Consider the following 22,639-nt stretch of genomic DNA (forward strand, 5'->3'; position numbering starts at 1 on the left):
CACGCATCCTGGAAGCCGCCACGAGGCGCGGCGCCGACTATTGCATCGAAACGATGCCATTGCCGGCCAAGCCGGTGTCTGACACCCGTGAGATGCTATTGCCGGCCAAGCCGGTGTCTGACACCCGCGAGAGGTGCACTAGGTATGTAGCGGATCTCACGAGGGTGTCAGACACCTAGAGACGCACCCGCGAGCGCGAAGCGTCATAGCTCCGACGCAAGCCCTCGCGTAAGCCCCCAAAGGCCGCCCGCGCGGCCGGCCGGGGGCGGGCCCCGCAAGACGTTCCAACACCCAACCAACGCAGGCAAGAACCTAAAGAACCCCACCCGCCCCAGCGCCCGCAAAGCTGAAACCACCAAAGCCCGGTGTGGCGTGGGCCTGGGGTGGGCGGGGCGTTCAGGTGCGCCCGACGGAATCCGAAGGAGTCGCCGAAGGCGAGGACGAGGATGAGGATGGGGGGGCCCGCCTAGGGCAGTCCGGAGCGAAGGCTCCGGACCGCAACCGGAGCCCCGCTCACCCCAGGCCCACGCCGCGCCGGGCGTCTAAAGAACCCAACTTACCCGTCCCAAGTCCCAGTCCCAAGTCCCAGTCCCAAGTCCCAGTCCCAAGTCCCAGTCCCAGTCCCAAGTCCCAAGTCCCAGTCCCAGTCCCAGTCCCAGTCCCAAGTCCCAGTCCCAAGTCCCAGTCCCAGTCCCAGTCCCAAGTCCCAGTCCTCAGGCCTCAGTCCTCAGGCCTCAGGCCCGAAGCCTCCATCAACCATCAAAATCCCCCCGCAGCATCGCCTCCCGAGCCCCCCGATACTCCTGCGCCAACTGCTCCACCAACTCCCCCACCGCCAGGATCTCCTGCGCCGCGCCAACGCCCTGCCCGGCGCTCCACACATCCTTCCAGGCCTTCGGCCGCGAGTTCTTGTCCATGTTCGGGGGCGGCGCAACGCCGTTGGCCGCCAGCGCCACCGGGTCCAGTCCCGCGGACCGGATGCTCGCCGACAGATAATTCGCCGGCACGCCGGAAAAATAGGGCGTATAGGTCACATCCGCGGCCTGCGCCGCCAGCACCATTTCGCGGTAGTCGTCCCCCGCCAGCGACTCCTGCGTCGCGATGAACCGCGTGCCCATGTACGCGAAGTCGCAACCCAGCACCTGCGCCGCAAGAATGTCCTTGCCGTGGCTGATGCAGCCGGACAGCGCCAAGGGCCCGTCATAGAACGCCCGGATTTCATTCACCAGCGCGATCGGATTGATCTGTCCCGCATGGCCGCCCGCGCCGGCCGCCACCAGGATCAATCCATCCGCGCCGGCCTCCAGCGCCCGCTTCGCATGGCGCACGTTCGTGACGTCGTGATAGACAAGGCCGCCATAGGCGTGCGCCGCCTGCACCACGGCTTCCGGTGCGTGCAGCGACGTGATCAGCAGCGGCACCCGGCGTTCCGCGCAGATGGCCAGGTCGCCCTGCCAGCGCGGGTTGCTGGGGTGGATGATCAGGTTCACGCCGTAGGGCGCCACCATCGTGGACGGGGCCGCGCGCCGGCTGGCCGCCAGGCCGTCCTCGATCTGCGTGATCCACTCGTGCAACTGTTCCTGCGGCCGCGCATTGAGCGACGGAAACGTGCCGATGATGCCCGCCGCACACTGCGCCACCACCAGTTGCGGCCCCGAGACCAGGAACATGGGGGCGCCGATGACGGGCAGGCGGATCTGGTCGCGCAGGGGGGGCGGGGGATTCATCGTGATGCTCCGGGTGGGGTCAGTTGGCCTGGATATTGGCGGTCTGGATGACGTCGGACCACAGCGCGTACTCGCGGTCGATGCGGGCCTGCAAGGCGGCGGAATCGCCTGTGTTGATCGCGTAACCGCCCTCGGTCATGGCCTGGCGGAACGCGGGGTCCTTGGAAACCTCGGCCAGCGCGCGCGTGAGGCGTGTCGTGACCGCGTCGGGCAGCTTCTTCGGGCCGACCAGCGCGTACCAGCCGACGACCTCGTAGTCTTTCATGCCCGCTTCCACCATGGTCGGCACGTCCGGCAATTCAGGATTGCGCGTCCTGGACGTCACCGCCAGCGCGCGCGCCTTGCCGCTCTTGATGAACGGGATCGCCGTGCTGGTGATGTCGAACATGAACGTCACCTTGCCGCTCACCACGTCCATCATCGCGGGCGAATTGCCGCGGTACGGAACGTGCAGCATCGGCGACTGGGTCTGCTTCTTGAGCAGCTCGGCGGACAGGTGATTCGACGCGCCGATCCCCGCCGATCCGAACGACACCGCGTCCGGATGCGCGCGGGCGTAGTCCACCAGTTCACCCACGCTCTTCGCGGGAATCTGCGGGCCGATCAGCAGCACATTCGCGTAATCCACGACCAGCCCGATCAGCGAAAAATCCTTGCGCGGATCGAACAGCGTGCTGCGCTGGACCTGCGGCGACATGGTCAGCGTGGGACTGGCGGCAAAGCCCAGCAGATAGCCGTCCGGCGCCGCCTTCGCGGTCGCGTCCGAAGCGATCATGCCGCTCGCGCCGGCCCGGTTCTCGACCACCACGGACTGTCCCAGCTTGTCGCCCAGGTACTTGGCGAAGACGCGCGCCGTCGTGTCCACCGGCCCCCCGGGGGCGTAGCCCACGAGCAGGCGGATGGGGCGGTCGGGATAGGTCTGCGCCTGGACGGCGGCCGTGCCGGCGAGGGCGGCCACGGCGGTGGCCGCGGCGAAGAGGGTCTTGATGTTCACGCTCTTGTCTCCTTGTGCATGGGGGCCGGTCGTGGAGCGGAACGCCTGTCCGCGCCTACGCCAGCCTTTCTTTCAGCGGTTGTTTGAGGATCTTGCCGCTGACGGTGGTGGGAATCGTCTCGATGGGAATGATCCGCGCCGGCCGCTTGTACGGCGCAAGCTGGGCGCGCAGGTGCAGCATCAGCAGGTGCGTGTCGATCGTCGCGCCGGGCAGGGCCTCGACGAAGGCGATGACCTCTTCGTTGTGGTCGGCGGTGTCGCGGCCCACCACGGCGGACAGGCGCACGCCGGGAAAGGCGTTGATGACCGACTCGACCTCGATCGGATAGACGTTGAAGCCCGAGCGGATGATCAGGTCCTTGGAGCGGCCCGAGATGAAGAGCGCGCCGCTGTCGTCCACGTAGCCGATGTCGCCCGTGTTGAGCCAGCCGCCGGGCAGCAGCGCCAGCGCGGTCTGCTCCGGGTTGCGGTAATAGCCCAGCATCACGCCGGGACCGCGGATCAGGAGGTCGCCGCGTTCGCCGGGGACGGTCGCCGAGTCCGGGCTGCCGATGCGCAGCTCGACGCCGTCCACCGCGTGGCCCGCCGAGCAGTCCTCGCGCGGCGCGTCGATATCGGTGATGAACATCGACCCCGCGTATTCCGTGATCCCGTAGCCGTGGTGCATTGGCACGCCGAAATAGCGTTCGGCGTCGCGCTTCTGCGTCGGGTCGAGCGCCGCGCCGCCGGTGTACAGGTAGCGCAGGGCGGGGGCGCGCAGGTCCGCGCGCGGCGGCGCCGCCGCCATCAGGCGGCTGAACATGGTCGGCACGCCCTGCAGGATGCTGACGCCGGGATGCGTCAGCGCCTTGAACACGTCGTCCGGATCGAAGCGGCTGCGCAGCACCAGGCTGGCGCCCGCGTGCAGCGTGGCCATCAGCACGGTCGCGATGCCGAAGATGTGCGACATGGGCAGCGCCGCGTAGCCGATATCCCGGGGCGTCAGGCGGCGCGAGGCCGCCGACACCCGCGCGAAATGCACCAGCCCCCGATGCGGCACCATCACGCCTTTCGGCGCGCCCGTGGTGCCGGACGTGTAGATCACCGTGGCGACTTCGCCGGCCAGTTCGCCGGTTTCCGGCTGCGTGGGCACGGCCGCGCGCCAGAACCGCACGCCGGGGCCCCACGCGGCGGCGTCCGCCGCGATGGCGCCGGCGTCCGCGGCATGGGCGGCGGCGGCCGGCGACACGCCGCTGGTGTACAGCACCAGTTCGGGTTGCGCGTGCTGGCGGATGTTGTCGATCTCGCGGGCGGACAGGCGCGCATTCACGCCCACCGGCCACGCACCCGCCACGCCGCAGCCGAACAACGCGGCGATCATGGCCGTGCTGTTCTCGCCCACCATCATCACGCGGTGGCCGGCCTGCACGCCTTGGGCGCGCAGCCAGTCCGCCGTGTCCTGCGCCCGCCGCCACAACTGGCCATAGGTGAGCGTGCCGCCGCCTTCCTCGTAGAGGCAGATGGCGTCGGGCTGCCGGCGCGCCTGCAGCGCCAGGACGTGGTGGATGCGAGTGATCGGTTCTGCGTGGGGCATGGGTGTTACGGTCGGATCAGAGGGTTGCCTGGGTGCCCAGGATGGCGGTCGATTGGCTGGACAGCGTACCGCCATTGCCATGCACCAGCGCAAGCTGGGCATCCGCGACCTGCCGTTCGCCGCATTCGCCGCGCAACTGGCGCACCGCCTCGATCATGATGAACACCCCATACATGCCGGGATGCACGCAGCACAGGCCGCCGCCATTGGTGTTGACGGGCAGCCGCCCGCCCGGCGCGATGGCGCCGTCCGCGATGAACTCCTTGCTTTCGCCCTTGGCGCAGAAGCCCAGGTCCTCCAGGAACAGCAGCGTGTTGATGGTGAAGGCGTCGTAGAGCTCCACCACGTCGATGTCCTTGGGGGCCACGCCGGCCATGTCGTACGCGCGGCGGCCCGATTCCGACGCGGCGGTCACGGTCAGGTCTTCCATGGAGGAGATCTGCCGGTTCCAGACCGCCGTGGCATTGCCCAGCACATAGACGGGCGGGCGGGGCAGGTCGCGCGCGCGGTCGGCGCGCACCAGCACGTAGGCGCCCGCGCCGTCGGTGACCAGGCAGCAGTCGCGCACGCTCAGGGGATCGGACACCATGCGCGCGGACAGGATCTGCTCCAGCGTCGTGGGTTCGCGCAACTGCGCCTCGGGATTGAGCCGGGCCCATTGGTTGGCCGCCAGCGCCACGCGCGCCAGGTCTTCGCGGCGGGTGCCGTACTGGTGCATGTGGCGGGCTGCGGCCAGCGCATACGACGACAGCGGGCTCAGCGGGTCGTAGGGCGTTTCGTAAGGTTGCGGATCGAACTGCTTGCGCACGCGGCCGATCTCGGCGCGGCTCAGCGTGGACGTGCGCTGCGTGCTGCCATAGCAGACCAGCACCGCGTTGCACTGGCCCGAGGCCAGCGCGTGCAGCGCGGGCATCAGGTGCGCCACGAAGCTGGAGCCGCCCAGCATGGTGCTGTCGATGAAGGTGGGGCGGATGCCCAGGTGTTCGATCACCGGCATGGCCCACATCGGCGCGGCCACGCTGGCGGTGCAGATGCCGTCGATGTCGCGCATCGTGAGGCCCGCGTCCGCCACGGCGCGCTGCGCGGCCTGGACCAGGATTTCCATTTCGGTGTAGCCCGTGGCCTGTCCCAGGCCGGCATGGCCCACGCCGGCCACGGCCACGGCGCCGCGCAGATCCTTCAGCGTCATGGCGCCTCCTTGTTGGGGGTGAATACGACCAGCCCGCGCCCGTCCTGCTGGACCACCTGCGCGCGCACCGCCATGCCGATCCGGACCGCGTCCGGCGCCACGCCGTCGACGCGGCTCATGAGCCTGACGCCCTCGTGCAGGTCGATCAGCGCCACGTTGTAGTCGCCGCCCGCTTCGGGCTTGCGCCGCACCACGGTGGTGGAATAGACGGTGCCGCGTCCGTCGGGCGTTGCCCAGGCGAGTTTGTCCGCGCCGCAATGGGGGCAGACCATACGGGGATAGAACACGGCGCGGTCGCAGCCGGCGCAGCGCTGGATGAGAAAGCGGCCGTCGTCGAGCGCCTGGCGGTACTGCGCCTCGACGCCTTGCGACACGCTATCCGTCTGATCGGGAGCAGTCATGGTGCGATGGGTTTCCGGTGATGACGGGTTGAATCTGAACAGGCCCTAGTGTCGGCACTGTGGCCCCGCTTCGGCCATTCTTCATTGCTGAAGCAGGACTTTTGCCAATCCGTAGTGGGCCGGGCGCCCTACACGCCGCGCGAAGCCGGTCTTCGGAAGAGGCAGATTGTCCGGCCGTGCGGGCCGTGGCTAGATACCGGGCAAAGGAGGTGGACCATGAACCTGACCTGGACGCCGCAAGAGCGCCAATTCCGTGAAGACGTGCGGGCCTTCGCCGCCGCCAGGCTGCCGGACGACATCCGCGGCAAGGTGCTGCGGCACCAGCGGCTGGAGCGGGACGACTACGTGCGCTGGCACAACATCCTGGCCGATCAGGGCTGGGGCGCGCCCAACTGGCCCGTCGAGCACGGCGGCACGGGCTGGAACGCGCTGCAGCGCCTGATCTTTGAGGTGGAATGCTTCAAGGCCGGCGCGCCGCGGCTGCTGCCGTTCGGCCTGTCCATGATCGGCCCCGTGCTGATGAAATACGGCAGCGCCGACCAGAAGGCGCGCCTGCTGCCGCGCATGATCCGCGTGGAGGACTGGTGGTGCCAGGGCTATTCCGAGCCGGGCTCGGGGTCCGACCTGGCGTCGCTGAAGACGCGGGCCGTGCGCGACGGCGACGATTACATCGTCAACGGCCAGAAGACCTGGACCACGCTCGCCCAGTACGCTGACTGGATGTTCTGCCTGGTGCGCACCGACCCGGAAGCGCGCGCCCAGCGCGGCATCTCGATGCTGCTGCTGGACATGCGCTCGCCCGGCGTCACCGTGCGCCCCATCCGCACGCTGGACGGCGGCCACGACGTCAACGAAGTCTGGCTCGAAGACGTGCGCGTGCCGGCGGCCAACCTCGTGGGCGAAGAGAACCAGGGCTGGACCTACGCCAAATACCTGCTGGGCCACGAGCGCACCGGCATCGCGGGCCTGGGCCACTGCCACCGCGAGCTGGGCATCCTGAAGGACATGGCGGCGCGCGCGCAATCGCGCGGCAGGCCGCTGCTGCAGGACAGCCGCATGCGCGACCGCATCTCGCGCATCGAGGTCGACATCATGGCGCTGGAAATGCTGTTGCTGCGCGTGGCCGCCAGCAACGATGGCACCCCGGGACCGGAGGCCTCGGTGCTGAAGATCCGCGGCTCGGAAATCCAGCAGGACCTGGCCATGCTGCAGATGGAGGTCGCGGGGCCGGATGCCTGGCCCTACGACCCCGACTGGCTGCGGGCGGACGCCGACTTTCACGGCCCGGGGCCCGAGATGGCCGCGGCGGCGGGCGCGGGCTACGCCGATATGCGCAAGACCTCGATCTACGGCGGCACGACCGAAGTGCAGAAGGGCATCATCGCCCGGCTGGTGCTGGGCGTATAGCGCACAGGCGCCGCCGCAACCCGACAGGAACACGACGCATGGATTTCATCTACACCGAAGAACAGCGCATGCTGGCCGACAGCCTGCGCCGCCTGGTGGACCAGGCATGGACCTTTCCCCAGCGCCGCGCCCGGCAAGCCGCGGGCGCGCTGGACCGGCAGGCCTGGCATGCGCTGGCCGAGCTGGGCGTGCTGGGGCTGAACATTTCCCAGGACCACGGCGGCTACGGCGAAGTGCCCGCGAGCCTGCTGCCGGTGCACGTCGTGCTGGGGCGCGGGCTGGTGTCCGAGCCGGTCATTCCCAGCGCCGTGATGGGCGGCGCGCTCATCGACGCCTGCGGCGACGCGGCGCGCGAGCGGTGGCTGCCGGCCATCGCCTCGGGCGAGGCCATCGTCAGCGTGGCGTGGCAGGAGCCCGGACGCCGTTACGCGGCCGAGCCGCGGGACTGCCGCGCCGCCCAGACCGCCGACGGCTGGCGGCTGGACGGCGCCAAGCACCTGGTCTGGCACGGCGCGGCGGCGGATGTCTGGTTCATCAGCGCGCGCGGCGACGACGGCCAGACCGTCCTGCTGGCGGTGCCGGCCGATGCCGCCGGGGTGCGCGTCACGGACACGCCCACGCTGGACGGCGCGCGCTGCGCGCGGCTGGACCTGGACGCGGTGGGTGTGCCCCGGGACGCGCTGCTGGCGCAGGGCGAGGCTGCCGACCACGCGCTGGCCCAGGCCCTGCAGTGGGGCACGGCCGCGCTGTGCGCGCATGCGGCGGGCGCCATGGAGCGCCTGCTGGAGATCACGGTCGACTATCTGAAAACCCGCAAGCAGTTCGGCCAGCCGCTGGCCGCGTTCCAGGCATTGCAGCATCGCCTGGCCGAGATGCTGGTGGCCAAAGAGCTGGCGCTGTCCATGGCCTACGTGGCGGTGGCGGCGCTGACCGAACCCGACGCCGCGCAGCGGCGCCGCATGATCGCATCGGCCAAGCTGGAGGCCGCGCGCGCCGGGCGGCTGGTGGCGCAACTGGCCGTGCAATTGCACGGCGGCATGGGCATGACGGACGAACTGGAAGTCGGCGACTACTTCAAGCGCCTGACGGTCGTGGACCTGTTGATGGGCGACAGCGCCGAGCAACTGGCCGTCCTGGAGGAACTCGCATGAGCGCGCCGGCACCGGAATTCACACAGATCCGATTCACGCTTGAGCGCGGCGTAGGCGTCATCACGCTCAACCGGCCCGAGCGCATGAACAGCTTCACCGAGGTGATGCACGGCGAGCTGGCGCGGGCGCTGGACGTGCTGGAAGGCCACGAGGGCCTGCGCGGCCTGGTGATCACGGGCGCGGGCCGCGGCTTCTGCGCCGGGCAGGACCTGGGCGAACGCAAGCCCGCCGAGGACGGCTCGCGCCGCGACCTGAGCCTCATGCTGGAAAAATGCTATCGCCCGCTCATCAACCGGCTGCGCGCCCTGCCGGTGCCGGTGGTGTGCGTGATGAACGGCGTGGCGGCGGGCGCGGGCGCCAGCCTGGTGCTGGCCTGCGACGTGGTCTTTGCCGTGGAATCGGCGCGTTTCGTGCAGGCGTTCAGCAAGATCGGCCTCTTGCCCGATGCCGGCGGAACCTGGTTCCTGCCCCGGCTGGTGGGCTCGGCGCGCGCGATGGGCGCCGCGCTCTTCGGCGAATCGGTGTCGGCGGCGCAGGCCGAATCCTGGGGCCTCATCTGGCGGGTCGTTCCCGACGCGGCGCTGACGGACACGATCGGCCAGGTGACCGATACGCTGGCCGCCGGCCCCACCCGCGCCTACGCGGCCACCAAGGCGGCGCTGCAGGCGTCCAGCGGCAACACGCTGGCGCAGCAGTTCGACCTGGAATGCCGCCTGCAGCGAGAGCTGGGCTACACCGACGACTACCTGGAAGGCATGCGCGCCTTCGCGGAAAAGCGGCCGCCGGCCTTCAAGGGCCGGTGAGGCGCGGCGGACTCAGGGCGCGCTGGGCGACTGGATCTGTTCGATGAGTTCGCGCGCGCAGCCGGGCAGGGCGTCGATGTCGCGCACCAGCAGCTTGCGTTCGCGCACCACCCATGGCTCGTCCAGTTCCACCACGCGCAGCCGGGTTTCCGACCCATACCGGCGCGCGGCCGAATCCGGAATGACGCCAATGCCCACGCCCGCCTGCACCATCCGGCAGATCGAATCGAAGCTGTAGAGCTGGATGCGCTGCGGCAGGCGCTGGCCGATGCGTTCGAGCTGGTCGCGCAGAAAGGCCACCAGCGTCGAGCCTTCATGCATGGTGATGAACGGATAGCGCACCGCGTCCGCCAGCTTGACCTTGTCCTGGTCCTGCAGCGGATGGCCATTGGGCACCACCAGGACCAGCCGGTCGGTGCTGAAGTGGATGGTCTGCAGTTCGGGCGCGTCCACCGGCCCGGCGACGATGCCCAGGTCGGTGGTGCCGTCCAGCACGCCGCGCACGATGTCGCGCGTCAGGCGTTCCTGCAGGTCCACCGTGACGCCGGGATGGCCCGATAGGAATTGCGCCAGGATGTCCGGCATGAATTCCGTCACGGCCGTGGTGTTGGCGAAGATGCGGATGTGCCCGGCGTCGCCGTCCGCCTGTTCCTGGAAGTCGTGCTTCAGGTGATCCACCTGGCGCATGATGACCCGCGCGTGCTGCAGCAGTTTCTGCCCCGCGGGCGTGATTTCCACGCCGCGGCTGTCGCGGTACAGCAGGCGCGTGTTGAGCTGGTTTTCCAGCGCCTTGATTCGCACGCTGACCGCGGCCAGGGACAGGTGCGCGCGCTTGGCCGCCTGGGTCAGGCTGGGGGATTCGGCGATGTGGATGAACAGGCGGAGATCGGCAAGGTCGAAGTGCATGGGCCATATATTACGGCGCGGATGGCCGATTCAGGCGCAGCAAACCCCGCCTTGAGGAAAAACGAATTCACAGGGGCGACGGCTTGCGGGCATGCTTCAGGCTGTGAAAACTCCACCAGAGGGACTCGGCATGACTTCTACAGATCCGGCCGCATGGGTCGGCAGCGGCGAGCGCAAGGCGGACGCCATGGATCCCGGCCACGCCGCGCGCATCGCCGCCACCCTGGGCGGACCCGTGCCGGGCCAGGGCGACGACCTGCCGCCGCTGTGGCAATGGGCGTTCTTCATTTCCACGGTGGGCATGGATGGGCTGGGGACGGATGGGCATCCCTCGCGCGGCGGCTTCCTGCCGCCTGCCCAGGACCGCAACCGCATGTGGGCGGGCGGCCGGGTCGAATTCCGCCAGCCGCTCAAGGTCGGCGTGCCGGCCGAGCGCGTGTCCACGGTGGCCGAGGTCAAGGAAAAGACGGGCCGCACCGGTTCCCTGCTGTTCGTCACGGTGCGCCATGAATACGTGCAGTCGGGCGAAGTGGCCATCCTGGAAGAGCAGGACATCGTGTACCGCCAGCCCGCGCCGCCCAAGCTCGCGGGCAGCGAGCCTGCGCCGCTGGCCGAATGGCGCGATACCGTCAACCCGAGCCCGGTCCTGCTGTTCCGCTATTCGGCCGTCACGTTCAATGGCCACCGCATCCACTACGACCATCCCTACGTCACCGGCGTCGAGGGCTATCCCGGCCTGGTCGTGCACGGACCGCTCATCGCCACCGAGATGGTCGCCGCCTTCGTGCGCGCCCATCCCCAGGCCCGCCCCACGCATCTGTCGTACCGCGGCTTGCGCCCGCTGATTTCTCCCGCGCCCTTCCAGGTTGCCGGCCGCTTGTCCGAGCCGGGCGTCGCCCAGCTCTGGGCCGAGCAGGACGGCACGCTGGCCCACCAAGCCGAATTGAGGTTCACCGAATGAACACGCAGGCCTCCCGACCGCTGGACGGCATCACCGTCGTCAGCCTGGAACACGCCATCGCCGCGCCTTTCTGCACCCGCCAGCTGGCGGATATGGGCGCGCGCGTCATCAAGATCGAACGCCCGGGCAGCGGCGACTTCGCCCGCGGCTACGACGAACGCGTGCGGGGGCTGTCCTCGCACTTCGTCTGGACCAACCGCAGCAAGGAAAGCCTGACGCTGGACCTCAAGCGCGACGAGGCCGCCGGCATCATGGGCCGCCTGCTGGAATCGGCCGACGTGCTGGTGCAGAACCTGGCCCCCGGCGCCGCGGCGCGGCTGGGCCTGTCGTTCGAGGCGCTGCACGCGAAGTACCCGCGCCTGATCGTCTGCGACATCTCGGGCTACGGCGAGGGCGGTCCCTACCAGGACAAGAAGGCCTATGACCTGCTGATCCAGAGCGAAAGCGGCTTTCTGTCGGTGACCGGTACAAAGGACGATCCGGTCAAGGCCGGCTGTTCCATCGCGGACATCGCCGCGGGCATGTACGCCTATTCGGCCATCCTCAATGCCCTGCTGCTGCGTCAGCGCACGGGCCTGGGCAGCCGCCTGGACGTGTCTATGCTGGAAAGCATGGTCGAATGGATGGGCTTTCCCATGTACTACGCCTTCGACGGCGCGGCGCCGCCCGTTCGCGCCGGCGCGGCCCATGCGTCCATCTATCCCTACGGACCGTTTCCCGTGGGCGGCGGCTCGACCATCATGCTGGGCCTGCAGAACGAGCGCGAATGGCGCGTCTTCTGCGCCCAGGTGCTGCGGCAGGCCGAGCTGGCCGAGGATCCGCGCTTCATCTCGAACTCGCTGCGCACGGCCAATCGCGAGGCCCTGCGCGCGCTGATCGTTGCCGCGTTCGCCGACCTGTCCATCGAACAGGTGACGCAGCGCCTGGAGGACGCGCAGATCGCCAATGCCCGCGTCAACGACATGGCGGGCGTGTGGGCGCATCCGCAGTTGCAGGCGCGCCAGCGCTGGAGCCAGGTCGACAGCCCCGCCGGCGTGCTGCCGGCGCTGCTGCCGCCCGCCAGCAGCAACGCCTTCGCGCCGCACATGGGGGCGGTGCCCGCGGTGGGCCAAAACACCGATGCGGTGCTAGCATCACTGGGATACGCGCCGGAACAGGTGGCGCAATTCCATGCCTCGGAGGTCGTGTGATGCATCCCGTCGTTCGTAGCGCGCTGTTTGTGCCGGCTTCCCGCCCCGAGCGCATCCCCAAGGCGCTGGCCGCCGGTGCGGACGCCGTGATCGTGGACCTGGAAGACGCCGTGGAGCATCTGGCCAAGGCGTCGGCCCGCGAGGCCCTGTGCGATTTCCTGGGCCTCAATCCCCAGGCGCGGCTCTGGGTGCGCATCAACGACGCATCGACCTCCTGGCATGACGACGACCTGAAGGCCTGCCGCGGCCGGGCCAACGTGGCCGGCATCCTGCTGCCCAAGGCCGAAGGCATGATGCAGGTGCGGCATGCGGCGCAGGCCGGCTGTCCGGTGATCCCCATTCTTGAAACCGCGCAGGGCATCCTCAATGCCGGCGAGATCGCCGCGACGCCGGGCGTGGCGCGGCTGGCGTTCGGCAGCCTGGATTACGGCCTGGACCTGGGCCTCACGCCCGACACCCCGGGCGCGGAAACGGTGCTGGACCAGGCCCGGGTGCAGGTGTTGCTGCATACCCGCGCAGCCGGGCTGGCGCCCGCGCTGGACGGCGTCTTTCCCGGCGTGCAGGACCAGGCGGGCCTTGCGGCCGCCGCAGGCCGCGCGCAGCAGATGGGTTTCGGCGGCATGCTGTGCATCCATCCGACGCAGGTGCCGGTCATCCATGCCGCCTTCGTGCCGGCGCAACAGGAGCTCGACTGGGCGCGGCGCGTGGTCGCGGCCCATCGCGACACGGCCGCGGGCACGTTCATGCTGGACGGCAAGATGGTCGACGCGCCCGTCATCGCGCGGGCCCGGCTGGTGCTGGCGCAGGCGGGCGAACCCGCGCGCGCCTGACGCGCCCGGCGCGGTCGGACTCCTCACACTGCTTCCTGACAAGGCGGGCCCATGGGCGAGGCGCTTTTCATCGGACATACCTACATCGACGTCACCGTGCTGGCCGACGACTGGCCCACGGGCGACGAGAAGCGCGTGGCGCGGGATTACGCCGTGTCCTTTGGCGGCAATGCGGTCACGGCGGCGTTCGCCTGCGCGCGGCTGGGATTGCCGCCCGACCTGATCTGCACGCTGGCGCCCGACTGGCTGGGCCACATGTATGCCGACATGGCCGCCGCGCACGGGGTCACGCTGCATGCGCGCCAGGTGCGCCGGTCCTCGCTGTCGTTCATCATGCCCAACCACGGCAAGCGCGCCATCCTGCGCGCGCGCGATGCCGACTACCTGAACGATTTTCCCCGGCTGGACATCGGCGGCTACCGCGTCCTGCACCTGGACGGCCATCAGCCCGACGCCGCCCTGCATTACGCGCGCGTGTGCCGTCAGGCCGGCGTGCTGACCTCGCTGGACGGCGGCGGCATGCGCGAGAACACCGACGCGTTGCTGCGGTATATCGACGTGGCGGTGTGCGCCGAGCGCATGTGCGAGCAGCTCGGCCTGTCGCCCGAGGGGCTGCTGGACCTGCTCAAGGCGCGCGGCTGCCGCATCGGCGCGGTCACGATGGGCGAGCGCGGGATGCTCTGGTACGACGAGACGGGACGGGTGGACACGCTGCCCTCGCTGGACGTGCCGGCGTCGCGCATCATCGACACCTCGGGCGCCGGAGACGTGTTTCACGGCGCCTATGTGTGGTCCTACCTGACGCGGCCGGAGCAGCCATGGATCGAACACTTCACGTTCGCGCGCGCCGCATCCGCGCACAAGATCCAGCATCTGGGCAATGAAGCGGGGTTGCCGCAGGTGGAAGACGTCGAGCGCGCCATGATGGCGTTCACGCCCAAGGGATGAGGTCCCGGGTCCGGCACGCCGCGCGCGCGGCCAGGCTGCCGGAGGGGGCCGATCAGCCGGCGATCCGTTCGATGGGCTGGTCGTGGATGGCGTCGATCCAGGCGTCGACCGGTTTGCCCAGCACCGGAATGCCGGGCGCGAGGTCGCGCAGGGGCAGCAGCACGAACGCGCGCAGATGCAGGCGGGGATGCGGCAGGATCAGCCGCTCGTGGTCCAGCCGCGTGTCGCCGTACAGCAGCAGGTCCAGGTCCAGGGTGCGGGGGGCGTTGCGATAGGGGCGCTGGCGCCCATGCTGGTTCTCCAGCGCCTGCAGGACGTCCAGCAGGTCCAGCGGCGCAAGCACGGTATCCACGGCGGCCACGGCGTTGACGAAGTCCGGGCCGGCGGCGTCCACCGGGGCGCTGCGGTAGAACGGCGAGGCCGTCACCGTGCGGATGCCGGGCGTCGCCTGCAGTTGCGCCAGCACCTGGCGCAGCGTGGCCGCGCTGTCGCCCAGGTTGGCCCCCAGGCCGACATACGCGCGGACAGGCGGTTGCGGCACGGGTTTACTCGGCGGCGGGCGCGCTGCGCGGGCCGCTGCGGCGCGGGCGGCGGCGCCGGCGGGCGGGGGAGGCGGGCGCGTCGCCGGCCTCGCGCGGCTGGCGCGAGACTTCTTCAATCATGTCGGCGCGGGTCGCGTCGTCGGCATTGGCCAGGTCCATCCACCACTGCGCCAGCACGCTGTCGAATTCGCCGGCGGCGGCGCGCAGTTGCAGGAAATCGCAGGCGGCGCGAAAGCGCGGCTGCTCGATCATGCGGTAGATGGTCTTGCCCATGCGGCGCTCGAAGCGCGGCTGCATGAACCAGATTTCGCGCATGTCGGACGAGAAGCGGCGCTGGATGGCGAGCTTTTCCGTCTGTTCGTCCAGCACCGAGTCCGCGGCCGACGACAGCGCCGGGATGGTGTGCTCGCCCTGGGCGCGCAACTGCTTCCAGCGCACCTCGACCTGCTGCCACAGCAGCGCGGCAAAGAGGAAGCTGGGGCTGATGGTCTTGCCGGCGCGCACGCGCGCGTCGGTGCGTTCCAGCGCGAGTTCCACGAAATGCTCGCCGCCGGGCTGTTCCAGCACCACGTCCAGCAGCGGCAGCAGGCCGTTGTGCAGGCCGTCGGCCCGCAACTGGCGCAGGCAATCCATGGCGTGGCCGCAGGTCAGCAGCTTGAGCATTTCGTCGAACAGGCGCGAGGCCGGGACGTTCTCGATCAGGTCCGCCATGGTGCTGATCGGTTGGCGCGTGGCCGGATCGATCGTGCCGTTGAGCTTGGCGGCAAAGCGCACCGCGCGCAGCATGCGGACCGGGTCTTCGCGGTAACGCTTGACGGGGTCGCCGATGATGCGGATCTGGCGCTTCTTCAGGTCGGCCACGCCATCGTGGTAGTCGATGACTTCCTCGTTGTGCGGGTCGTAGTACAGCGCGTTCATGGTGAAGTCGCGGCGCTTGGCGTCTTCTTCCTGCGATCCGAACACGTTGTCGCGCAGGATGCGGCCGTGCTCGTCGGTTTCCTGGTCTTCCGAGGCGGGCGCGCGGAAGGTGGAGGTCTCGATGATCTCCTGGCCGAACACGACGTGCACGAGCTGGAAGCGGCGGCCGATGATGCGCGCGCGGCGGAACAGCGGACGGATCTGTTCGGGCGTGGCGTTGGTGGCCACGTCGAAGTCCTTGGGCTCCAGGCCGACGATGAGGTCGCGCACCGCGCCGCCGACGATGTAGGCTTCGTAGCCATGCTGGCGCAGCACTTCGCACACCTTGATGGCGTGGCGCGAGACGTTGCGCCGGTCGATGCCGTGCTTGTCGCGCCCGATGCGCAGCGGCCCCCTGGGTGTCGGTGCGAACAGTCGGCCGACGAATTTTTTTATGGTTTCAGTGATCATTAGGACTTCGAATCTTCCATGTGGTCGAACAGGTCGATCACTTGCCAGCCGCGTTCCTGGGCGATGGCGCGCAGGGATGGGCTGGGGTTGGCGGCAATCGGACGGGTCACTTTTTCGAGCAGCGGCACATCATTGACCGAATCGCTATAGAAAAACGATTCGGAGAAATCCGCAAGCCCCAGCCCCATGCCGCCCAGCCAGTCGTTGACGCGCACGACCTTGCCTTCCTTGAAGCTGGGCGTGCCCAGGATGCGGCCCGTGTAGCGGCCGCGCAGGTACTCGGCGTCGGTCGCGACCAGGTGGGGCACGCCGAAGGCGCGGGCGATGGGGGCGGTGACGAAGCTGTTGGTCGCCGTGACGATCGCGCAGAGATCGCCGGCTTCCAGGTGCGCGTCCACGAGGTCGCGTGCGGCGGGCGTGATGGACGGGCGGATGACTTCGCCCATGAAGGTTTCGTGCCAGGCCGCCAGGTCATGCGGCGCATGCGCGGCCAGCAGGCCCAGCATGAACTCGGCGGCCTGTTCGGCCGTGAGTTCGCCGCGGTTGTAGCGGTCCATCAGTTCGTCATTCAGGCGGCGGGCCTGGACGGGATCGCCCGCGCGGCCCGTGCGCGCCAGATAGTCGGCCCATTGGTAGTCGCTGTCGAGCGGCAGCAGGGTGTGATCCAGGTCGAACAGGGCGAGACGTCGGGTGGTCATGTGCGTTGTGAATCAGGATCTGCGAGCATGGCGCGCAGCAGGGGCAGGGTGATGGGACGGCCGGTGGCCAGCGAATAACGGTCCAGCGCGTCGAGCAGCGCCGCCAGCTTGCGGATGTCGCGCTCGTGGTGCGTGAGCATCCAGTTGATGATTTCGGGCGCCAGGTGCAGACCGCGTTCGGCCGCCTGGGCGGACAGCGCGGCCAGCTTGTCGGCGTCGGACAGCGGGTCCAGGCGGAACACCAGGTCCCAGCCCAGGCGCGTGCGCAGGTCTTCGCGCAGCGGCATCGACAGCGTCGAGCGGTCGCCCGACAGCGCCAGCGCGAAGGCCCGGCCGGTGGCCGCGGATTCGCGCCAGCGGTTGTACAGCGCGAACAGCGCGGCCTGGCGGCTGTCGTCCATGCGGTGCACGTCGTCGACCGCCACGAACTGGGGCATGGGCGATTTGGAATCGGCCTCGGCCAGGCGGCGCAGCATGTTTTCGCCGTTGGCGGGGTCGATGAAGACGGCGTCGGGGCGCGCGGTCAGCGCGCGCAGCAGGTGGGTGCGGCCGCAGCCGGCGGCGCCCCAGATGTACAGGGCCCGGCCCGGCTTGAGCGCACGCACGGCCGCCACCGCTTCCCCGTTGGGGCCGGCGATATAGTTGTTCAGCGATGGCGCTGGCGCGGGGAGAACGTCGAGCAGAAGCTGGCGGTTCATGAGAGTTAGCAATCGGGCTTTTTCGGAACCACCGGAAATCCGCGCCGCCAGGCAGGGGATTTCCGCGGGCGACATGCCGGGCAAACATTGCCGGGGCGCCGGAAAAGCCAAGAAAATCGGTGATACACGGGTCGAAAAGCGCCCCGGCCTGGCCCATGGGGACTGTGCCGTGGGGCTTGCCGGACGGCTGCCCGGACCCGCCCGGGGGCTTGCCTTGCCAGAAACTGGCAAAATCAATACCGGCCAACCCTACACTTTAAACCACCTGGGGGGCTGGTGTCGCGTCCGAGCGCCTGCACTGGCACGGGTTTGCGCCCCGCATGCCTGTCGGCGCCCGCGTCATCGTAAAATGCAGGGCGTTCCACCAAAATCCCAGCAATTGTTACATACCCCACGGCATTTCTCATGACGAACCAACCTAAAGCCCCCCTGACCTACCGCGACGCGGGTGTCGACATCGACGCAGGCGACGCCCTGGTCGACCGTATCAAACCCCTAGCCGCGCGCACCATGCGCCCGGGGGTGCTGGCCGGTATCGGCGGCTTTGGCGGCCTGTTCGAAGTGCCGAAGACCTATAAAGAGCCCGTGCTGGTGTCCGGCACGGACGGCGTCGGCACCAAGCTGCGCCTGGCGTTCGACTGGAACCGCCACGACACGGTCGGCATCGACCTGGTCGCCATGAGCGTCAACGACATCCTGGTGCAGGGCGCGGAACCGCTGTTCTTCCTGGATTACTTCGGCTGCGGCAAGTTGTCGGTGGACACGGCCGCCGCCGTGGTGGGCGGCATCGCCAAGGGCTGCGAACTGTCGGGCTGCGCCCTGATCGGCGGCGAGACCGCCGAAATGCCGGGCATGTACCCGGACGGCGAATACGACCTGGCCGGCTTCGCGGTGGGCGCGGTGGAAAAGTCCAAGATCATCGACGGCAAGTCCATCAAGGCGGGCGACGTGGTGCTGGGCCTGGCGTCCAGCGGCGCGCACTCCAACGGCTATTCGCTGCTGCGCAAGATCCTCGAACGCGCCAACGCCAAGCCGGACGACGATTTCCACGGCCAGAAGATGGTCGATGTCGTCATGGCCCCGACCCGCATCTACGTCAAGCAGGTGCTGGCCGCGCTGGCCAAGCACGGCACGGCCATCAAGGGCCTGGCCCACATCACGGGCGGCGGCCTGCTGGACAACGTGCCGCGCATCCTGCAGGACGGCCTGGCCGCCAAACTGCACCGCGACGCCTGGGAAATGCCCAAGCTGTTCCAGTGGCTGCAGGAGCAGGGCGGCGTCGAAGACACCGAGATGTACCGCGTGTTCAACTGCGGCATCGGCATGGTGCTGGTGGTGGATCCGGCCCAGGCCGACGCCATCGCCGCCACGCTGCGCGAGCAGGGCGAGACCGTCAGCAAGCTGGGCGAAATCGTCCCCCAGGAAGCCGGCATGGCGCAGACCTTCGTGGTGTGACGCCGCGGCGAATGCGCAGCAAGAAAGATGACCGCCTTGAGGGCGGTCATTTTTTTTTAGTGGGGGGCGGATGGCTGGGCGGCGCCGTCAGTGCGCCAGCGCCCGCGCCACGGCGTCGATGGTCTGCGCGACGGCGTCGGCGGCCAGGCAATCCACGATCACGCGCTCGGGCTGCGCGCGCAGCCAGGTGATCTGGCGCTTGGCGAGCTGGCGGGTCGCGGCGATGCCCTGTTCGCGGGCCGTGTCCAGGTCGACCTCGCCGTCCAGGTACGCCCACATCTGCCGATAGCCGACGCAGCGCACGGACGGCAGGCCCGGGTGCAGGTCGGCGCGGGCGTGCAGGCCGCGCACTTCGTCGAGCAGGCCCTGGCGCAGCATCGCATCGAAGCGCTGTTCGATGCGCGCGTGCAGGGCGGCGCGGTCGGAGGGTTCCAGGCTGATGGTCAGGTAGCGGTTGGCGTCGTCGTCCGGCTTGCGCTGCGCGCGCTGCAGCAGCGCCGACATGGGCCGGCCGGAAAGCTGGCAGATTTCGAGGGCGCGCTGGATGCGCTGGCTGTCGTTGGGCGCGAGCCGCGCCGCGGTGACGGGGTCCAGCGCCGCCAGCTCGGCGTGCAGGGCGGGCCAGCCCAGGCGCGCGGCGCGCGCTTCCAGTTCGGCGCGCAGGGCCGGATCGGCCTGTGGCAGGTCGTCCAGGCCGTCGCGCAGCGCCTTGTAGTACATCATCGTGCCGCCCGCCAGCAGCGGAATGCGGCCGCGCGCGCGGATGTCGTCGATCAGGCGCAGCGCGTCGGCGCGGAATTCCGCGGCCGAATACGACTGGACGGGATCCAGGATGTCCAGCAGGTGCTGGGGCACGCGCGCCTGTTCCTCGGGCGAGGGCTTGGCCGTGCCGATGTCCATGCCGCGGTAGATCGTGGCCGAATCCACGTTGATGATTTCGAGGGGCCAGCGTTCGGCCAGGGCCAGCGTGGACGCGCTTTTTCCGGCCGCGGTGGGGCCCGCCAGGCAGATGACCGGAAGCGTTGCGGGGGTGAGGTCGGAGGGCAAGCTACTGTCCGCGCAGGAAAAGCTTGTCGAGGTCCGACATCGACCACTGCACCCAGGTGGGACGGCCGTGGTTGCATTGGTCGGCGCGTTCCGTGGATTCCATCTGCCGCAGCAGGCCGTTCATCTCTTCGAGGGTGAGCTTGCGGTTGGCGCGCACGGAGCCGTGACACGCCATGGTCGAAAGCAGTTCGTTGCGCTGTTCGGTAAGCAGGCGCGAAACGCCCACGGCTCCCAGGTCGCGCAGCACGGCGCGGGCCAGGGTTTCGATGTCGCCGCGGGCCAGGATGGCGGGCACCGACCGCACGGCGATGGACGTGGGACCCGAGGGCCGCATTTCGAAGCCCAGCTCGTTCAACTGTTCTTCGTACTCTTCCACCAGGGCCACGTCCTTCTCTTGGGCGTGGAACACCACGGGCACCAGCAGGTCCTGGCGCGGCAGGCTGCGCGCGTCCAGCGCCTGCTTGAGCTGCTCGTACACCACGCGCTCGTGGGCGGCGTGCATGTCCACCAGCACCATGCCGCGCCGGTTCTGCGCCAGGATGTAGACGCCGTGCAATTGCGCCACCGCCATGCCCAGCGGATGCTCTTCATCGGTGGGCAGCGCGGCGGCGGGCGCGGGAGCGGGCTCGCGCAGCGGCGCGGTCCGGGCGGCGGTGTCGTCGTTCAGCGGGCGATAGAGGGATTGCCAGTCGGCGGCCGGAATGCCGGCGGGTTCCGCGTGCAGACGGAAGGGCACCTGGGTGTGCGGGCGCTGCGGCGCGGGCGACGGACGCAGCCCGTAGGCCGGGCCGTTGCCTGAACCTGAGCCGGCGCCTGTCCCGCCTTTCATGCCGTTCATGCCATTCACGCCGCCGTAGCCCGGGCGCGGGGACTCGGACTCGGCCTGCGCGGCGGGGCGGTAGGCGGGCGGGGCGGAAGCGGGCGAAGGCGGGGCCGTTTCGCCCGCGGGTCGCGCGACGGTTTCGAATTCCGCGTCGCCGGTTTGTCCCGCCGGGGCGACCGCCGACGAGCCGCCCAACTGCGCCAGCGTCTGGCTGACCGCATGCGAGACGAAACGGTGGACGGCGCCGCTGTCGCGGAATCGGACTTCATGCTTGGCCGGGTGGACGTTCACGTCCACGGCGGCCGGGTCGATATCCAGGAACAGCACGTAGGCGGGCTGCCGGTCGCCATGCAGCACGTCCGCATAGGCGGCCCGCAGCGCATGGCTGACCGTGCGGTCGCGCACGTAGCGGCCGTTCACATACAGGTACTGGCGGTCGGCGCGGGCGCGCGCGGCGGTTGGCCGGGTGATCATGCCGGCCAGGCTGACCGTGCCGACCGAATGCGACAGCAGCAGGCCGTGCTCGGCGAATTCCGCGCCCAGCACGTCGCGGATGCGCTGGGGCGGATCGGCCGGCAGCCACTGGCGCTGCGCGCGGTCGTGGTGAAAGAGGCGAAAGGCGATCTGCGGATGCGCCAGCGCGATGCGCTCCATGGCATCGACGCAGTGGCCGAACTCGGTGGCCTCGGATCGCAGGAACTTGCGGCGGGCGGGCACGGCGTCAAAGAGCTGGCGCACGTCCACGGTGGTGCCGGGCGGGCCCGACGCCGGACCGACCTGCATGCTGCCGGCGTCGATCTGCCAGGCGTGGTCGCCGTCGCGCGTGCGGGAAATGATGGACACCTGGGCCACCGAGGCAATGGACGCGAGCGCTTCACCACGGAATCCCATGGACGCCACCGATTCCAGCTCGTTGAGCGAGCGGATCTTGCTGGTGGCGTGGCGCGCCAGGGCGAGCGGCAGTTCTTCGGGGGGGATGCCGCCGCCGTCGTCGGTGACGGCGATGCGCCGGATGCCGCCGCCTTCGAGGCGGACCTCGATGGCGCGCCCGCCCGCGTCGATGGCGTTTTCGAGGATTTCCTTGAGCACCGACGCGGGGCGCTCGATGACCTCGCCAGCGGCGATCTGGCTGATCAGCAGGTCGGGAAGCGCGAGGATGGAACGACGTTCGGTCATGTGGCCCAGATCTTGTGTAGCAGTGCGGACGATTTTAGCGTCATGCCCCGGTCGGCTATAGTCGCTGGAAATTTCCCTTCCGATATCGGGGCCGCTTCAATGCTTGAGTTTTTCAATATGGTGCTCCACATCGACCAGACGCTCGGCCTGTGGGTCGAGCAGTATGGGGTGTGGGTGTATCTGGTGCTGTTCCTCATCGTCTTCGCCGAGACCGGACTGGTGGTGCTGCCCTTCCTGCCGGGCGACTCGCTGCTGTTCATCGCCGGCGCGTTCGGCGCGACGGGGCACATCGATCCGATCCTGATGTCGGTGCTGCTCATCGTCGCCGCGGTGACCGGCAATTCGCTGAACTACGCGATCGGCCGCTACATCGGGCCGCGGGTGTTTTCGATGAACCTGCGCTTTCTGGACCGCGGCGCGCTGATGCGCACGCACGCGTTCTACGAAAAGCACGGGGGCAAGACCATCGTCATGTCGCGCTTCATTCCGGTGGTGCGCACTTTCGCCCCCTTTGTGGCGGGCGTGGCCGACATGTCGCTGGCGCGCTTTCAGATGTTCAATATCCTGGGCGCGCTGCTGTGGGTGATCAGCCTGGTGGCGGCCGGCTATTTCTTCGGCAACATCCCGATCATCCGCGACCACCTGAACACCATCGTCCTGGTGGGCCTGGCCGCGGCCATCGTGCCGGTGGTGGGCGCCGCCCTGGTCAAGCTCTTTCGCGCGCGCCGCACGCAGTAGGGCGCCAGATGGGG

The 22,639-nt window shown here is 69.3% G+C and carries 21 protein-coding genes; 9 read left to right on the forward strand and 12 right to left on the reverse strand.

Annotated elements, in window-relative coordinates:
• Window positions 1-752 precede the first annotated feature (752 nt).
• Genes BXA00_RS13575 through BXA00_RS13595 form a run of 5 tightly spaced genes read right to left on the reverse strand, consistent with a single transcriptional unit; the run spans window position 753 to window position 5,884 of the window.
• Window positions 753-1,727: a nitronate monooxygenase family protein gene (locus BXA00_RS13575; protein WP_076518960.1), complete on the reverse strand. Its 975-nt coding sequence runs from the start codon at window positions 1,725-1,727 to the stop codon at window positions 753-755.
• Between the two features lie 19 nt (window positions 1,728-1,746).
• The gene (locus tag BXA00_RS13580) at window positions 1,747-2,721 is read right to left on the reverse strand and encodes a tripartite tricarboxylate transporter substrate binding protein (RefSeq protein ID WP_076518961.1); all 975 of its coding nucleotides are present in this window, start codon (window positions 2,719-2,721) and stop codon (window positions 1,747-1,749) included.
• Between the two features lie 55 nt (window positions 2,722-2,776).
• On the reverse strand, window positions 2,777-4,294 hold the full coding sequence (locus BXA00_RS13585; RefSeq protein WP_076518962.1) for a class I adenylate-forming enzyme family protein: 1,518 nt from the start codon (window positions 4,292-4,294) through the stop codon (window positions 2,777-2,779).
• A gap of 16 nt (window positions 4,295-4,310) precedes the next feature.
• Complete coding sequence (locus BXA00_RS13590) at window positions 4,311-5,483, reverse strand: thiolase (protein ID WP_076518963.1); 1,173 nt, start codon at window positions 5,481-5,483, stop codon at window positions 4,311-4,313.
• Window positions 5,480-5,884: a Zn-ribbon domain-containing OB-fold protein gene (locus tag BXA00_RS13595; protein WP_076518964.1), complete on the reverse strand. Its 405-nt coding sequence runs from the start codon at window positions 5,882-5,884 to the stop codon at window positions 5,480-5,482. Before BXA00_RS13595 ends, BXA00_RS13590 begins: the two co-directional genes overlap by 4 nt.
• A 216-nt stretch (window positions 5,885-6,100) precedes the next feature.
• On the opposite strand from BXA00_RS13595, the gene BXA00_RS13600 reads away from it, so the two are divergent.
• From BXA00_RS13600 to paaG, 3 genes are read left to right on the forward strand one after another with little or no spacing between them, the layout of a single operon-like run.
• Window positions 6,101-7,291, forward strand: coding sequence for an acyl-CoA dehydrogenase family protein (locus BXA00_RS13600; protein WP_076518965.1), 1,191 nt, complete (start codon window positions 6,101-6,103; stop codon window positions 7,289-7,291).
• Between the two features lie 38 nt (window positions 7,292-7,329).
• On the forward strand, window positions 7,330-8,442 hold the full coding sequence (locus BXA00_RS13605) for an acyl-CoA dehydrogenase family protein (RefSeq protein ID WP_076518966.1): 1,113 nt from the start codon (window positions 7,330-7,332) through the stop codon (window positions 8,440-8,442).
• A complete protein-coding gene (gene paaG, locus BXA00_RS13610) occupies window positions 8,439-9,245 on the forward strand; it encodes a 2-(1,2-epoxy-1,2-dihydrophenyl)acetyl-CoA isomerase PaaG (protein ID WP_076518967.1) in 807 nt (268 codons plus the stop codon). Before BXA00_RS13605 ends, paaG begins: the two co-directional genes overlap by 4 nt.
• Window positions 9,246-9,257: 12 nt before the next feature.
• Here the strand turns inward: paaG and BXA00_RS13615 are convergent, their stop codons facing one another.
• Entirely contained in the window at window positions 9,258-10,151 is an 894-nt protein-coding gene (locus BXA00_RS13615) for a LysR family transcriptional regulator (protein WP_076518968.1), read from the reverse strand.
• 130 nt (window positions 10,152-10,281) lie between these two features.
• Here BXA00_RS13615 and BXA00_RS13620 point away from each other — a divergent pair, with 130 nt between their 5' ends.
• From BXA00_RS13620 to BXA00_RS13635, 4 genes are read left to right on the forward strand one after another with little or no spacing between them, the layout of a single operon-like run.
• Complete coding sequence (locus tag BXA00_RS13620) at window positions 10,282-11,112, forward strand: MaoC family dehydratase N-terminal domain-containing protein (protein WP_076518969.1); 831 nt, start codon at window positions 10,282-10,284, stop codon at window positions 11,110-11,112.
• Window positions 11,109-12,302 carry a CaiB/BaiF CoA-transferase family protein gene (locus BXA00_RS13625; RefSeq protein WP_076518970.1) on the forward strand — a complete coding sequence of 398 codons (1,194 nt, stop codon included), beginning with the start codon at window positions 11,109-11,111 and terminating at the stop codon, window positions 12,300-12,302. Before BXA00_RS13620 ends, BXA00_RS13625 begins: the two co-directional genes overlap by 4 nt.
• Window positions 12,299-13,132: a CoA ester lyase gene (locus tag BXA00_RS13630; RefSeq protein WP_076518971.1), complete on the forward strand. Its 834-nt coding sequence runs from the start codon at window positions 12,299-12,301 to the stop codon at window positions 13,130-13,132. Before BXA00_RS13625 ends, BXA00_RS13630 begins: the two co-directional genes overlap by 4 nt.
• Window positions 13,133-13,183: 51 nt before the next feature.
• Window positions 13,184-14,080 carry a sugar kinase gene (locus BXA00_RS13635; RefSeq protein ID WP_076518972.1) on the forward strand — a complete coding sequence of 299 codons (897 nt, stop codon included), beginning with the start codon at window positions 13,184-13,186 and terminating at the stop codon, window positions 14,078-14,080.
• Window positions 14,081-14,132: 52 nt separating this feature from the next.
• Here the strand turns inward: BXA00_RS13635 and BXA00_RS13640 are convergent, their stop codons facing one another.
• From BXA00_RS13640 to hda, 4 genes are read right to left on the reverse strand one after another with little or no spacing between them, the layout of a single operon-like run.
• Complete coding sequence (locus BXA00_RS13640) at window positions 14,133-14,621, reverse strand: 2-amino-4-hydroxy-6-hydroxymethyldihydropteridine diphosphokinase (protein ID WP_076518973.1); 489 nt, start codon at window positions 14,619-14,621, stop codon at window positions 14,133-14,135.
• Between the two features lie 4 nt (window positions 14,622-14,625).
• Entirely contained in the window at window positions 14,626-15,990 is a 1,365-nt protein-coding gene (pcnB, locus tag BXA00_RS13645; RefSeq protein WP_076518974.1) for a polynucleotide adenylyltransferase PcnB, read from the reverse strand.
• Window positions 15,990-16,688 carry an HAD family phosphatase gene (locus BXA00_RS13650; protein WP_076518975.1) on the reverse strand — a complete coding sequence of 233 codons (699 nt, stop codon included), beginning with the start codon at window positions 16,686-16,688 and terminating at the stop codon, window positions 15,990-15,992. The genes pcnB and BXA00_RS13650 overlap by 1 nt, the downstream gene beginning before the upstream one ends.
• Window positions 16,685-17,386 (reverse strand): DnaA regulatory inactivator Hda, encoded by a 702-nt coding sequence (gene hda, locus BXA00_RS13655; protein WP_076518976.1) that lies wholly within the window; start codon window positions 17,384-17,386, stop codon window positions 16,685-16,687. Before hda ends, BXA00_RS13650 begins: the two co-directional genes overlap by 4 nt.
• Window positions 17,387-17,791: 405 nt before the next feature.
• On the opposite strand from hda, the gene purM reads away from it, so the two are divergent.
• Window positions 17,792-18,841, forward strand: coding sequence for a phosphoribosylformylglycinamidine cyclo-ligase (gene purM, locus BXA00_RS13660; protein ID WP_076518977.1), 1,050 nt, complete (start codon window positions 17,792-17,794; stop codon window positions 18,839-18,841).
• Window positions 18,842-18,928: 87 nt separating this feature from the next.
• Here the strand turns inward: purM and miaA are convergent, their stop codons facing one another.
• Window positions 18,929-19,888 (reverse strand): tRNA (adenosine(37)-N6)-dimethylallyltransferase MiaA, encoded by a 960-nt coding sequence (miaA, locus tag BXA00_RS13665; protein WP_076518978.1) that lies wholly within the window; start codon window positions 19,886-19,888, stop codon window positions 18,929-18,931.
• A 1-nt stretch (window position 19,889) separates the two neighbouring features.
• Window positions 19,890-21,887, reverse strand: a complete 1,998-nt coding sequence (mutL, locus tag BXA00_RS13670; protein ID WP_076518979.1) for a DNA mismatch repair endonuclease MutL — start codon at window positions 21,885-21,887, stop codon at window positions 19,890-19,892.
• 99 nt (window positions 21,888-21,986) lie between these two features.
• On the opposite strand from mutL, the gene BXA00_RS13675 reads away from it, so the two are divergent.
• Window positions 21,987-22,625, forward strand: a complete 639-nt coding sequence (locus tag BXA00_RS13675; RefSeq protein ID WP_092581879.1) for a VTT domain-containing protein — start codon at window positions 21,987-21,989, stop codon at window positions 22,623-22,625.
• Window positions 22,626-22,639: the final 14 nt, after the last annotated feature.

The organism is Achromobacter sp. MFA1 R4 (assembly GCF_900156745.1).
In the GTDB taxonomy this organism is placed as follows: Bacteria; Pseudomonadota; Gammaproteobacteria; order Burkholderiales; family Burkholderiaceae_B; genus Achromobacter.